The following is a 12,678-nucleotide window of genomic DNA, read 5'->3' on the forward strand; positions in this document are numbered from 1 at the left end:
GTGTTTGTCATTTGATGGCCCCGCCGATGGCGCCGGCGGCGATGTACTTCTGCGCGGCGATCAGCAGCACGATGGCCGGGATCGCCGAGAGCACCGCGGTCGCCATCACCGCGTTCCAGTTCTGCACCTGGGTGCCGAGGTACTGGTAGATCCCCAGCGTGACCGGGCGGACGCCGCCCTTGGTGGTCAGCGTGAGGGCGAAGAGGAAGTCGCTCCAGGAGAAGAGGAAGGTGAACAGCCCGGCCGTGATCAGGGAGTTCTTCGAGATCGGCAGCACGATCGACACGAACGCCCGGAGCAGGCCGGCGCCGTCGACCCGGGCCGCCTCCACCAGCGACTGCGGCACCGACACCATGAAGGAGCGCAGGATCAGGATCGCGAACGGGATCCCGCTGCTGCAGTTGGCCACGATCAGCCCGGGGATCGAGTTCAGCAGGCCGAGATTCTCGTACGCCGTGTAGAGGGCGTTGGCGATCACGATGCCCGGGATCATCTGGGACACCAGGATGGCCAGCAGCCCGATCCCGACCCAGCGGGACCGGAACTGGGCCAGCGCGTAGGCACACGGCGCCGAAACCAGCAGGCTGAGCACGACGGTCCCGCACGCGATGATGACGCTGGTGATGAGGTTGTCACCCTGCTCGCTGATGGCCCGGCGGTAGCCCGCGAAGCTCGGGTCCAGCGGCAGGAAGCTCGCGGTCAGCGTGTTCCCCGACGGCTGCAGGGACGCGTTCAGCATCCAGTAGACCGGGAACAGCATCACGCACAGGATCAGTACGCCGATCGCGGTGTACACGGTGCGACGCAGTTGCGACTCGTGCATCACGGCTCCTTACTCGTCGACGGCACGCCGGGTGCCGCGCAGGTAGAGGACCGCGAACACCAGCGAGATCGCGATCAGGATGTTGCTCAGCGCCGCCCCCTGGCCGAACTTGAAGTCGATGAACGACCGCTCGTACGACTGGGTGGCCAGCGTCTGGGTGGCGTTCGCCGGACCGCCGCCGGTCATACCGAGGATGACGTCCAGCACCTTGACCGTGTAGACGACCCCGAGCATCAGCAGCACGCTGGCGACCGCCCGCAGGTTCGGCCAGGTGATGTGCCGGAACGCATTCCACCCGGTGGCGCCGTCCAGTGCCCCCGCCTCGTACAGCTCGCCGGGGATCTCCTTCAGGCCGCTGTAGAGCAGCGTCACGTTGAACGGGATGCCGATCCAGATGTTCACCCCGATCACGGCGATCAGCGCGAAGCTCGGCGAGTTGAGCCACGGCACCGGTTCGTCGATCACGCCGAGCCAGGCCAGGCTGCGGTTCAGGATGCCGCTGTCCTGCTCGAGGATCGACCGCCAGGTCGCGCTGGACACGATCAGCGGCAGCAGCCAGGGCAGCAACAGCAACGACCGCAGGATCCCGCCGAGCGCGAACCGCTTGTTGAAGAACAGCGCCAGCGCGAGCCCGATGACGAACTGGAAGACGATCGAGCCGATGGTGAACAGTGCCGTGTTCACCATCGCCTTGGAGAACAGCTGGTGTTCCACCACCGCCACGTAGTTGTCCAGCCCGACGAACGGAGCCGCGCCGGTGAAGAAGGTCTTGAGCGTGTAGTCCTGCAGGCTCATCAGCAGGTTCTTCACCACCGGATAGCCGAACAGCGCGATCATCGCGGCGGCGGCCGGCAGCACGAACAGGATCTTGGTCAGGTCCTCACCGCGGTGCCGCCGGCCGCGCCGCCTGCGGGATGGTTCCGCAGAGGGCGCGTCGGAGGTACCGGCCTTGGTGAGCGTGGGTGCGTGCACCATCTCGGTCGTCTCCCCGCCCGGATCAGCCGCCGGAGGCCTTCTTGAAGGCGTCCTGCGCTGTTGCCTGGCCGGTCAGCGCGAGCTGGATCGCCTGGTAGATCACCTTCGCGGCGTCCGGCCACTTGTCGCCGAGCTTGCCGGTCCGGGACCGGGCGTTGGCGACCTGCTCGGAGAAGGCCTTCATCGACGGAACTTCCTTGACGTGCTCCGGGCCGAGCGCGGTCCGGGTCGGCACGGTGAACCGGGACTTGGCCCAGCGCATCTCGTTCTCGTCCGAGGTCAGGCACTTCACGAAGTCGGCGGCCTTCTGCTGCTTGGCCTGTTCCTTGTTCAGCGGCACCGTCCAAGCCTCACCGCCGAGCGGCGCGATCGGGGTCTGGCCGGTCTTGTTCACCGGGAACTGGACGACCTCCCACTTGACCTGCGGCGTCTCGTTCAGCGACGGGATGTTCCACGGCCCGTTCACCATCATCGCGGCCTTGCCGGCGACGAACTGGTCCTTGACGTCACCCTGGGTCCAGTTGATGACGCTCTTGGACGCGGACCCGGACTGCACCAGGTCGACCCACAACTGCAACGCCTCGGCCACCTGCGGGCTGGTCAGGTCGGTCTCGTCACCACCGTTGGTCCACATCGGCGGCAAGAACTGCCAGGAACCCTCGTACGTCGCGTTCGCGTTGAACGCCATCCCGTACCGGCCCGGCTTGGTCAGCTTCTTCGCCGCGGCCTTGAGCTCGTCCCACGTCTTCGGCGGCTGCACACCTTCGTCGGCCAGGATCTTGGTGTTGTAGAACAGGGCGATCGTGTTGGTCACCGGCGCGAGCCCGTAGAGCTTTCCGTCGTACGAGCCGGCGTCGACGATGCCCTGGGCGAACCCGTCGCCGCTGAGCCCCATCTCGTTGAGCGGCGCCAGCGCACCGGTCGCGGCGATCTGCTGTACGTCGGGGTTGTCCAGCATCAGCACGTCGGGCAGCGTCTTCGACGACGCCTGCTGCAGCACCTTCTGGATCAAGGTGTCACCAGGCACCGTCTCCCGCTGCAGAGTGATGCCCAGCTGACTGGCGCAGGCGTCGAGCCCCTGCTGCACGAGCGTCTTGTCCGGGTCGTTGTTGTAGTAGTCGAGGATGGACAGGCTGGTGACGGTGTCACCCGACGAGGACGATGATCCACCGCCGTCACCGCAGGCGGCGAGCGCGAGCGACAACGCCGTCGCACCGGCCAGGGCGGCGGAGATCCGCTTGGAGAACATGGGCATTCGGCTCCTTCGAGGAATGGGTGAGGCCCTCGGCGCCTGACCGGGGCGGTGGGGTGGGCTCGAATCGACACCGCTGATCTAAGCGGTTAACCGGGTGGCCCGAAAGATTGCCGGTGTGCTTGTGTGCAGATCGGTAAAGCGGTTAACTGGGGTGTTCCAGGACTATGTTCCGTAGGTCACACTGCTGTCAAGAGTTCGGCCGCAGATTCAGGGAGGGGACTGTCCGATGGTGACCATGCGAGACGTGGCTCAGCGGGCGGGCGTGTCGATCGCGACCGTCTCCTTCGTGCTGAATGACACCAAACCGGTGACCGCGGCGACCCGGCGCCGGATCGAGCAGGCGATGTCCGAGCTCGGCTTCCGCCGCAACGTGGTCGCCCGCGCGCTGGCCAGCCGGCGGACGCACATCATCGCGATGGCGTATCCGGCGCTCGACCACAAGTTCGGCTTCACCGCGGCGGAGTTCTTCACCAGCGCCGCCGACGCCGCCCGCAAACAGGACTACCACCTGGTCCTCTGGCCGGTCGGCAACGACGGGACCGAGCTGACCGAGCTGGTCGGCCAGGGACTCGTCGACGGAGTCGTGCTGATGGAGGTCCAGCTCGACGACCCCCGGGTCGGGATCCTGCAGGAGACCGGTACGCCGTTCGCGCTGATCGGCCGGACCACCGAGCTGGCCGGCCTGGACCACGTCGACATCGACTTCGACACCACCGTCGAGGAGGCTGTCGGCTATCTCCACGGTCTCGGCCATCGGCGTCTCGCCCTGATCTCGGGCAACCTGAAGGATCCCGTGTTCCGGACCTACGGCCCCTACGTTCGGTCCGAGGCCGCCTATCGCCGCGTCGCGGCGGAGTACGGGCTCGAAACCGTCGTACTGGAATCGGGCGGCTCCACCCGAGCCGGCCAGGAAGCGGCCGCTCAGTTGATCCGCGAACACCCGGAGACGACCGCCGTCCTGGTGGTCAACGAGTTCGCCGCCCTCGGCGTGCTCTCCGGCCTGACCCGCCTCGGCCACAACGTCCCCGCCGACATCTCGGTCCTCCCACTCCTGATGTCCCCCGAGACGGCGGCCATGTCCGACCCCGAGCTCACCATCATGCGCACCCCCGGCCCCGAACTCGGCCAACTCGGCACCGAGGCCCTGATCCGCCAACTAGAAGGCGCCACTCCCCTCCCACCCCAGCTAATCCCCGCCACCCTCCACCCCGCCGGCTCAACAGCCCCACCAAGATCACCAGGAGACCGGTAGGCAGGCGAGGCGCGGGCCGGCGGTGCCGTGGTGGTCGGTTGGTTCTTGGTGGATGACGATCGAGCGGTTGCCGGGCTGCGGGATGAACGGGACGGCGGCGATTGCGTGGCCGGTCCCGCCGCTCGTGGTGGTGAAATCGAGCCAGACCTCCGTAGTCGGGTCGACGCGGGGTGGGACCACGCCGGCGACGGTGTCGGTGTTGTAGTGCGGGCCAGCCGCGGCACCGTTGCCCTCTACGCACGGTCCGACATGCAGGTGGGCACCGAACCTGCGGCCTGCCTCGGAACGGTCGATGCCGTAGAGATTCAGGCGGACCGCGCTTCGGCCGTCGCCTGACACCATGCGGAACACCGCATAGGCGCCGTCGAGCGGCCCCGCGGTCGCCGGCGCCAGATCCCGGACTGCGCCTTGCTCGACCACGACATCGGCACCCGAGTCGTCGCCGGATTGCGCCCAGGCCATCGGCACGACGGCCAGCGCGGAGACGGCGAGTACGGCCGTCGTGGTCAGAACATTACGGACTGCTGCTGTCATGACTCCCCCTCGACGTCCATGCTGGAAGCACGGATCACTACAACAGACGGGACACTGTCGCGGGCCGGGTGACAGCGAAACCACTGGATGCGGCTGCGAATTTACCCGCCGACGGCGCGCGGCTGGACGCCGACGCGCTGCTCGGGATGGTGATCAGCTCGCGGCGGTGTCTTGGTCGTCGGGGGTGGAAAGTTCCTCGGCGGCCCAGCGGTCGAGCAGGCCGGCGACCCGGTCGAGAACGTCGCGGGCCATCCCGTACTCCCGCTCGCCGAACTCCTCGGCGAACCGCTGCTCGAGCTCCCTGAGGCGGTCGTAGCCGTGGCTAGCGACCCCCACCCCGTGCTCGGTGTAGGTGACCAGCTTGGCCCGCCGGTCCTCCGGGTCGGGGCGCATCTCGAGGATGCCCAGATCGACCATTTCGCGGATCACCTCGCCCATCGACTGACGGGTGATCCCGGCCCGCGCAGCCATGTCCGCGGCCCGGGATCCGTCCGGGGCCAGCGTCGCGAAGACCGAGTTGTGGGCCGGTTTGATCTCCGGATGACCGCGGCGGTGCTGGGTCCGCACCAGGTCGGCCTGCAGCGCCCGGTTGGCCCGGTCGGCCAGCGCGATGAACGGCTTCTGATCGAGCCGTCGCAGATTGACCCTTGACATCGGTAAGGATTCCTTCCAATATTCAGACAGGAATCCTTACAGTATCAGGGGGATCAATGAACACCAAGGAGCTTCGCCCACTCGTCTCGGGTCTGTTCGCTCGCAGCCGTAGCAGGACGACCCGGGTCGCCGTGGAGCAGGAACTCCTCGTCGCCGACGCCGCGACGGGAGCCGCAGTACCGATCGAGCGGGTGCGCCACGCGGCTAGGACGGCGGCAGCCGCGCAGTACCTGGGGTTCGAACCCGGCGGTCAGCTCGAGCTGAGCCTGCCCTGCGCCCCCGACCTGGCCACCCTCACCCGGACCCTCGGCACGCTGACCGACGACCTCCGGCGCCACCTCGCCGCGGCGGACATCCGCACCCAGGCACTCCCCGTCGACCCGCGCACCGAGGACCAGGTCCCGCTGCAGCTGACGAGTCCGAGGTACGTCGCGATGCAACGTCACTTCGACACCATCGGCCCGGCCGGCCGGCGGATGATGCGCCGTACCGCCTCCACTCAGGTGTGCCTCGACTGGTGGCCCGGTCGTGACGGCGCCGAACAGTGGCGGGTCCTCAATCTCGCCGGGCCGTTCCTGGCCGCGGCGTTCGCGAGGAGTTCGGGACCCGACGGGAGGCTGACCACCTGGCTCGACGTCGACCCCGCCCGGACCGGCTTCGACGACCGCTTGCTGCACGGTGACAACCCGGTCGCGGCGTACACCTCGTTCGCAGCTGGGGCGACAGTCTTCACGACCGGCGGACCGGCCGAGCACCTCACCACGTTGTTCCCGCCCGTCCGCCCTCGCGGGAACTACCTCGAGGTCCGTTTCCTTGACGTCCAAGAGCCCGTCGCGGCTGGGTACATAGTCGCGGTTCTGGCCAGCCTGCTGTACGACGACGAGATCCGCCGCCGCACGCTCCGAGCGCTCGAGCCCAACCGCCCTCACCTGGCTGAACACTGGCGCGCGGCTGCCGCAGGGGATATCCCTACCGCCGTTCGCGGTCGCGAGCTGGTGCCGGTACGAGACTTGGAGCTCGTCGCATGAACGGCGTCTTGTTCGTCACCGACCCGCTCACCGGGCTGCAGGCCGACATCGACGCGAGCATCGGCCTGATGAGCGCCACCCAGGACCTGGGCTCTGACGTGTGGTGCTGCGAGCCGGAAGAGCTTGCCGTGATCGACGGCCACGTGCGTGCACGCGCTCGTCGGATCCGGCTGCGGCCGCGACGTCCGGCGGGCCGCGACCACCGTTGGATCGTCGACTCGACCTGGTGGGACGAGCTCGACGTCGCGGTGGTCGAGGTCGACGAGTTCGATCTCGTGCACCTGCGCATCGATCCGCCGGTCGACGCGCGCTATCTGCACACGACGTACCTGCTCGACCTGGTTGAGGAAGCGGGCACCCGCGTGGTCAACCGGCCCGAAGGGGTCCGCGCGATGCACGAGAAGCTCATCGCGCTGCGGTTCCCCGAGCTGTGCCCACCGACGTACGTCGGCGCCGACCCCGCCAATCTCCGCGAGTTCGTCGCCAAGATCGGTACGGCGGTCGTCAAGCCGGTCGACGGCTTCGCCGGACTCGATGTCTGGCTGGTCGACGACAACCATGCCGCGATCGCGTTACTGGAGTCGGCCACCCACGGCGGGCACCGCCAGGTGATCGCCCAGCAATACCTGCCGGCCGTTGCGCACGGCAACAAACGGCTGTTCCTGCTCGACGGCGAGATCGTCGGCGCGGTACTGCGCCGGCCGGCCGTCGACGACTTCCGGATCGGCCCACCGGTCGCATCCGCCGAGATCGACGAGGCCGACCGGGCGATCGTCAACGCGCTCCGCCCACACCTGGTCCGCAACGGCCTCGCCATCGCCGGCCTCGACGTCATCGGCGGCCGGCTGATCGAGGTCAACGTGACCTGCCCGGGCGGGATGCACAAGACCGACGCCCTGCTCGGCACCCGGCTCAGCGAAGCCATGGTGCGCCGTCTCACCCAACCAACCCGTTACTGCGAAGGAGTTCCGGCATGACCACCGTGACCATCGTCTGCATCGCCCTGCTGGGCGTCCTGCTCTTCCTCCTCGGCGCCAACGTCAGCCGGAACCGGGCGATCCGGGGCGCCGGCAACCAGGCGCCGACCGATCCCGCCGACAAGCTCCTGATCGCGATCCGGGCCCATGGCAACGCAGCGGAGTACATCCCGACGATGATCGTGCTGCTGCTGGTCTGCTCCGCGCTCTCCGACAGCTGGCTCGTCGACGCCTTGGCGGTCGCGTCCCTCGTCGTCCGGACCGTCCACGCCGTCGGAATGCTCACCGCCAAGACGCTCGCCGCACACGGCCCGCTGCGCGACATCGGCGCGATGGGCACCTACGCCGTCGGCGTCACCCTCGGCATCACCGCCATCGCAACGATCTGATCGCGCGATGACGCGACGTCCCGTCATCGGGTTGGTGGGCAGCACGTACGTCGTTCCGCGGTTCTGGGGCGAGCTCCCGGTGACCGGCACCCCGACGTCGTACGCCGACGCCGTACTCGCCGCCGGGGGCACACCGGTCGTCCTGGTCGGCCAGTGCGCCACCGTGTCTCTCGACGCCGTCGACGCCCTGATCCTCACCGGTGGCGGCGACGTCGACCCAGCCCGGACCGGCACCGACCACTGGCCGGCCTTGGGCGTCCAATGGCACCCCGAGCTCAACGACCCAACCGGCCCAGCTCTGTTCAGCTGGCTGGTGGGTTCGCTGATTAGAGCTTGAGGGAGGTCGCGACCGTTTCGGCGAGGGAGTGGGCGATGTCGTGGGCGGTGTCAGAGGACTCGGCCTCGACCATGACCCGGACCAGCGGCTCTGTGCCGGAGGGTCGCAGGAGGACCCGGCCGGTGTCGCCCAGGCGGGCGGTTGCGGCGGCGACCGCGGCCTGTACGGCGGGGTCGGTGCCGGCGCGGGCCTTGTCGACGTTGGGGACGTTGACGAGGACCTGCGGGAGACGGGTCATCACGCCGGCCAGGTCGCGGAGGGACTTGCCGGTCTGGGCGAGGCGGGCCAGCAGCATGACCGCGGTGAGGGTGCCGTCGCCGGTGGTGGCGTGGTCGGACAGGATCACATGCCCGGACTGCTCACCGCCGAGCTTGTGGCCGCCGGCCTTCATCGCCTCCAGCACGTACCGGTCGCCGACCTTGGTCTGCTCGACCGCGATCCGCTCCCGGACCATCGCCTGGACGAAGCCCAGGTTGCTCATCACGGTCGCGACCACGGTGTCGTTGGACAGTTTGCCGCTGTCCCGCATCGCCAGCGCCAGGATCGCCAGGATCTGGTCGCCGTCGACGAGTTCACCGGTGCCGTCCACGGCCAGGCAGCGGTCCGCGTCGCCGTCCAGGGCGATCCCGAGGTCGGCGGCGTGGCCGATCACCTCGCGGCGGAGGCCGTCCATGTGGGTGGAACCGCAGTTCAGGTTGATGTTCAGGCCGTCCGGCTGGGCGGCGTACGTGATCACCTCGGCGCCGAGCCGGCGCAGCGCCTCGGGCGCGGTCAGCGAGGCGGCGCCGTTGGCGCAGTCGATCACGACCTTGAGGCCGTCGAACCGGTTCGGGGCGGAGCGGACCAGGTGCGCCACGTAGGTCTCGAAACCGCGGCCGTCGTCGAGCACGCGGCCGACGGCGGACCCGGTGGGACGCTGCCACTTCTCGTTCATCCGGGCCTCGATGGCGTCCTCGATCGCGTCGTCGAGCTTGATTCCGCCGCGGGCCAGGAACTTGATGCCGTTGTCCGGCATCGGGTTGTGGCTGGCGGACAGCATCACGCCGAGGTCGGCGCCGGTCGAACCGGTCAGGTGGGCGACCGCGGGGGTCGGCAGCACGCCGAGCCGGACCACGTCGACGCCCGCGCTGGCCAGACCGGCCACCACGGCTGCTTCGAGGAACTCTCCACTGGCACGCGGATCCCGGCCCACAACGGCGCGCGGCCGGTGCCCTTCGAAGGCACCGGCCTCGCCGAGTACGTGAGCGGCGGCGACCGAGAGGTCGAGCGCCAGCTCCGCGGTCAGGTCCACGTTCGCCAGGCCACGGACTCCGTCCGTGCCGAACAAACGGCCCATCAGATGATCAGCGCTTGCTGTACTGCGGAGCCTTACGGGCCTTCTTCAGACCGGCCTTCTTCCGCTCCTTGATCCGCGCGTCGCGGGAGAGCAGACCGGCCTTCTTCAGACCCGGCCGGTTCGCCTCCTCGTCGGCGGCGTTCAGGCAGCGGGCGACACCCAGCTGCAGCGCACCGGCCTGGCCGGTGATGCCACCGCCGTTGATCCGGGCGATGACGTCGTACGAACCCTCGAGGCCGGCGACCACGAACGGCTCGTTGACGTGCTGCTGGTGCACCTTGTTCGGGAAGTACACGTCCAGCGGCTTGCCGTTGACGGTCCAGTTACCCGAACCCGGCACCAGGCGCACGCGCGCCACGGCCTCCTTGCGGCGACCGGTCGCACCGGCCGGGTTGATCACCGCGACGCGACCCGTCTCGGCGCGCTGCTCCGGAGCCGGACTCGTCTCGGAGGTGTAGGCGACCGGGCCCTCGTTGTCGATGGGGACCTCGGGGTCAAACTCTTCGGTCTCGGTGGTGATGTCGCTCACGCTGGGAATCCTCGTTTACCTGGTTCGTCGATCGCTTACTGGGCGATCTGGGTGATCTCGAACGGCTTCGGCTGCTGGGCGCTGTGCGGGTGCTCCGGACCGGCGTACACCTTCAGCTTGGAAAGCGACTTCCGGCTGAGCCGGTTCTTCGGCAGCATGCCCCAGACAGCCTTCTCGACGGCCTTGCGAGGGTCCTTGGCCAGGATCTCGCCGATCGGCGTGGCCGTCAGACCACCCGGGTGACCCGAGTGGCGGTACGCCATCTTGTCCGTGCGCTTGGTGCCGGACAGGGCGACCTTGGAGGCGTTGACGACGATGACGAAGTCCCCACCGTCCACATGTGGCGCGAACGTCGGCTTGTGCTTGCCGCGCAGCAGGGTTGCGATCTGGACGGCGAGCCGACCGAGCGTGACGTCGGTGGCGTCGATCACGTGCCACTCACGAGTGACGTCAGCAGGCTTCGGGCTGTACGTGCGCACGGTCGTTGACCTTCGTTTCTCAGAGGTTGACAAAACTGGAGTGTCGGCGTGCGTCCCACCGTGACCGGCGGGAAACTGGTACGCACAACAGCAGCCCAGAATACCGGCGGTGACACGTCGCGGTCAAAGTGAGCGCAACCCACCTAGGGACCCCGGCTTGGAAGCGGACTCCGACAGCACTAGTTTAGCGGTGAAGATTGAAGTCCGAACCGCGTCCCGCCGGCTGACGGTAACCCTCACTCACCGGGCGATGACGCCAGTTTCCGAAGAGGGCATCGTGACCGAACAGTCGCTCACCGTCCGGGACAACCGGACCGGCAAGGACTACGACCTTGCCATCACCGACGGCACCATCCGCGCCGCGGATCTGAAACAGATCAGCGCCTCCGACGGCGACGGAGGGCTGGCCACCTACGACCCCGGTTTCGTCAACACCGCCTCCTGCCGCTCCTCCGTCACCTACATCGACGGCGACAAGGGCATCCTGGAGTACCGCGGCTACCCGATCGAGCAACTCGCCGAGCAGTCCAACTATCTCGAGGTCGCGTACCTGCTGGTGAACGGCACGCTGCCGAACAAGGCGGAGTACGAGGCCTGGGTGCACGACGTGACCTATCACACGTTCGTGCACGAGAACCTGAAGACCTTCATGCAGGGCTTCCGGTACGACGCGCACCCGATGGGCATGCTGCTCGCCTCGGTCGGTGCGCTGTCCACCTTCTACCCCGAGTCGCGCGACATCTTCGACGAGGAGTCCCGGGCCCTGCAGATCCGCCGGCTGATCGCCAAGATGCCGACCCTCGGCGCGTTCGCTTACCGGCACGCCCAGGGCAAGCCGTACGTCTACCCGGACAACGAGCTCAGCTACGCGGCGAACTTCCTGTCCATGCTGTTCAAGATGAGCGAGCCGAAGTACGCCGCCGACGACCGGCTGGTACGCGCGCTGGAGATCCTGTTCATCCTGCACGCCGACCACGAGCAGAACGCCTCCACCAACGCCGTCCGGGCGATCGGCTCGACCCAGGTCGACCCCTACAGCGCGGTCACCGGCGGGATCGCCGCCCTGTACGGCCCGCTGCACGGCGGCGCCAACGAGGCGGTGCTGAAGATGCTGCGCCGGATTGGCACGGTCGGCAACGTGCCGTCGTTCATCGAGGGCGTGAAGAACGGCGAAGAGCGGCTGATGGGCTTCGGCCACCGGGTCTACAAGAACTACGACCCGCGGGCCAAGATCATCAAGAAGGCCGCCGACGACGTGTTCGAGGTGACCGGGATCAACCCGTTGCTGAAGATCGCCGTCGAGCTGGAGAAGATCGCGCTGGAGGACGAGTACTTCGTCTCCCGCAAGCTCTACCCGAACGTCGACTTCTACTCCGGCCTGATCTACGAGGCGCTGGAGTTCCCGCCGGAGATGTTCACCGTGCTGTTCGCCATCCCACGTACGTCGGGCTGGCTGGCGCAGTGGGCGGAGATGCTCGGCGACGGCGACCAGAAGATCGCCCGGCCGAAGCAAATCTACACCGGCGAACGCGGCACGCCGTACGTCCCCATGGGCGACCGCTGACCCACCCCGCGACAACGGCCTCCCGACACGTTCGGGGGGCCGTTCGCGTTCCCTGGCACTGATCCGTCAGGCCGGCTGGTTGAGCCGGAACAGTGTCGACATCCTCCGGATCAGCCTCGGGCTGGTCTTCCTCGCCTTCGGGGTACTGAAGTTCTTCCCCGGCGCCAGCCCGGCCGAGGAACTGGTGATGCGCACGATCGACAGGCTCACCTTCGGCATCATCAGCGGGCAGCCGGCCGTGCTGCTCACCGCCGTGATGGAGTGCTTCATCGGGATCACGCTGGTCAGCGGGAAGCTGCTGCGGACCGGACTGCTGGTGCTGGGGATGTCGCTGGTCGGCATCATGTCGCCGTTGGTGCTGTTCTTCGGGGATCTGTTCCCGGGGACGCCGACGCTGGAGGCGCAGTACGTGTTCAAGGACATCGTGCTGGCCGCCGCCGGGCTGGTGATCGCGGCGAAGGCACTGGCCGCGGCACCGCTGAAGGGGCTGCGGGTTTGAGGAATTGGGGACGTCCCCGGTCCGGCCTCACCGCCACGGACCGGGGA

General features: G+C 68.1%; 15 protein-coding genes. 7 read left to right on the plus strand and 8 right to left on the minus strand.

All coding sequences use genetic code 11. The features are described from left to right. Positions 1 to 7 precede the first annotated feature (7 nt). The 3 genes from EV643_RS14885 to EV643_RS14895 are packed head-to-tail and all read right to left on the minus strand — an operon-like array spanning position 8 to position 3,047. The gene (locus tag EV643_RS14885; RefSeq protein ID WP_133800651.1) at positions 8 to 823 is read right to left on the minus strand and encodes a carbohydrate ABC transporter permease; all 816 of its coding nucleotides are present in this window, start codon (positions 821 to 823) and stop codon (positions 8 to 10) included. A gap of 9 nt (positions 824 to 832) precedes the next feature. Further along, on the minus strand, positions 833 to 1,798 hold the full coding sequence (locus EV643_RS14890; protein WP_133800652.1) for a carbohydrate ABC transporter permease: 966 nt from the start codon (positions 1,796 to 1,798) through the stop codon (positions 833 to 835). 22 nt (positions 1,799 to 1,820) lie between these two features. Then, positions 1,821 to 3,047: an ABC transporter substrate-binding protein gene (locus EV643_RS14895; RefSeq protein ID WP_133800653.1), complete on the minus strand. Its 1,227-nt coding sequence runs from the start codon at positions 3,045 to 3,047 to the stop codon at positions 1,821 to 1,823. A gap of 232 nt (positions 3,048 to 3,279) precedes the next feature. Between EV643_RS14895 and EV643_RS14900 the strand changes: the two genes are divergently transcribed. After that, positions 3,280 to 4,305, plus strand: a complete 1,026-nt coding sequence (locus EV643_RS14900) for a LacI family DNA-binding transcriptional regulator (RefSeq protein WP_133800654.1) — start codon at positions 3,280 to 3,282, stop codon at positions 4,303 to 4,305. Here EV643_RS14900 and EV643_RS14905 read toward each other — a convergent pair. Together EV643_RS14905 and EV643_RS14910 are read right to left on the minus strand one after the other, a co-directional pair. Beyond that, positions 4,288 to 4,839, minus strand: a complete 552-nt coding sequence (locus EV643_RS14905) for a superoxide dismutase family protein (protein ID WP_133800655.1) — start codon at positions 4,837 to 4,839, stop codon at positions 4,288 to 4,290. The two genes, EV643_RS14900 and EV643_RS14905, sit on opposite strands and share 18 nt — an antisense overlap. 153 nt (positions 4,840 to 4,992) lie before the next feature. Then, on the minus strand, positions 4,993 to 5,493 hold the full coding sequence (locus tag EV643_RS14910; RefSeq protein ID WP_133800656.1) for a MarR family winged helix-turn-helix transcriptional regulator: 501 nt from the start codon (positions 5,491 to 5,493) through the stop codon (positions 4,993 to 4,995). A gap of 56 nt (positions 5,494 to 5,549) precedes the next feature. On the opposite strand from EV643_RS14910, the gene EV643_RS14915 reads away from it, so the two are divergent. The 4 genes from EV643_RS14915 to EV643_RS14930 are packed head-to-tail and all read left to right on the plus strand — an operon-like array spanning position 5,550 to position 8,224. Further along, complete coding sequence (locus EV643_RS14915; RefSeq protein WP_133800657.1) at positions 5,550 to 6,521, plus strand: glutamate-cysteine ligase family protein; 972 nt, start codon at positions 5,550 to 5,552, stop codon at positions 6,519 to 6,521. Then, positions 6,518 to 7,498 (plus strand): ATP-grasp domain-containing protein, encoded by a 981-nt coding sequence (locus EV643_RS14920; RefSeq protein ID WP_133800658.1) that lies wholly within the window; start codon positions 6,518 to 6,520, stop codon positions 7,496 to 7,498. The genes EV643_RS14915 and EV643_RS14920 overlap by 4 nt, the downstream gene beginning before the upstream one ends. After that, positions 7,495 to 7,887: an MAPEG family protein gene (locus tag EV643_RS14925; protein ID WP_133800659.1), complete on the plus strand. Its 393-nt coding sequence runs from the start codon at positions 7,495 to 7,497 to the stop codon at positions 7,885 to 7,887. The genes EV643_RS14920 and EV643_RS14925 overlap by 4 nt, the downstream gene beginning before the upstream one ends. Positions 7,888 to 7,894: 7 nt before the next feature. Then, positions 7,895 to 8,224, plus strand: a complete 330-nt coding sequence (locus EV643_RS14930) for a gamma-glutamyl-gamma-aminobutyrate hydrolase family protein (RefSeq protein WP_133800660.1) — start codon at positions 7,895 to 7,897, stop codon at positions 8,222 to 8,224. Here the strand turns inward: EV643_RS14930 and glmM are convergent. Genes glmM through rplM form a run of 3 tightly spaced genes read right to left on the minus strand, consistent with a single transcriptional unit; the run spans position 8,214 to position 10,568 of the window. Next, positions 8,214 to 9,560: a phosphoglucosamine mutase gene (gene glmM / locus EV643_RS14935; protein WP_133800661.1), complete on the minus strand. Its 1,347-nt coding sequence runs from the start codon at positions 9,558 to 9,560 to the stop codon at positions 8,214 to 8,216. The genes EV643_RS14930 and glmM overlap by 11 nt on opposite strands. A 7-nt stretch (positions 9,561 to 9,567) precedes the next feature. Next, positions 9,568 to 10,089 carry a 30S ribosomal protein S9 gene (gene rpsI, locus EV643_RS14940; RefSeq protein ID WP_133800662.1) on the minus strand — a complete coding sequence of 174 codons (522 nt, stop codon included), beginning with the start codon at positions 10,087 to 10,089 and terminating at the stop codon, positions 9,568 to 9,570. A 35-nt stretch (positions 10,090 to 10,124) separates the two neighbouring features. Continuing rightward, positions 10,125 to 10,568: a 50S ribosomal protein L13 gene (rplM, locus tag EV643_RS14945; RefSeq protein WP_133800663.1), complete on the minus strand. Its 444-nt coding sequence runs from the start codon at positions 10,566 to 10,568 to the stop codon at positions 10,125 to 10,127. A 250-nt stretch (positions 10,569 to 10,818) separates the two neighbouring features. Between rplM and EV643_RS14950 the strand changes: the two genes are divergently transcribed. Both EV643_RS14950 and EV643_RS14955 read left to right on the plus strand, forming a co-directional pair. Beyond that, complete coding sequence (locus EV643_RS14950; RefSeq protein WP_133800664.1) at positions 10,819 to 12,132, plus strand: citrate synthase; 1,314 nt, start codon at positions 10,819 to 10,821, stop codon at positions 12,130 to 12,132. 79 nt (positions 12,133 to 12,211) lie between these two features. Then, the gene (locus EV643_RS14955) at positions 12,212 to 12,631 is read left to right on the plus strand and encodes a DoxX family membrane protein (RefSeq protein ID WP_238165591.1); all 420 of its coding nucleotides are present in this window, start codon (positions 12,212 to 12,214) and stop codon (positions 12,629 to 12,631) included. The last annotated feature ends 47 nt before the right edge of the window (positions 12,632 to 12,678 follow it).

Source organism: Kribbella caucasensis (genome assembly GCF_004361855.1).
GTDB lineage: Bacteria > Actinomycetota > Actinomycetes > Propionibacteriales > Kribbellaceae > Kribbella > Kribbella caucasensis.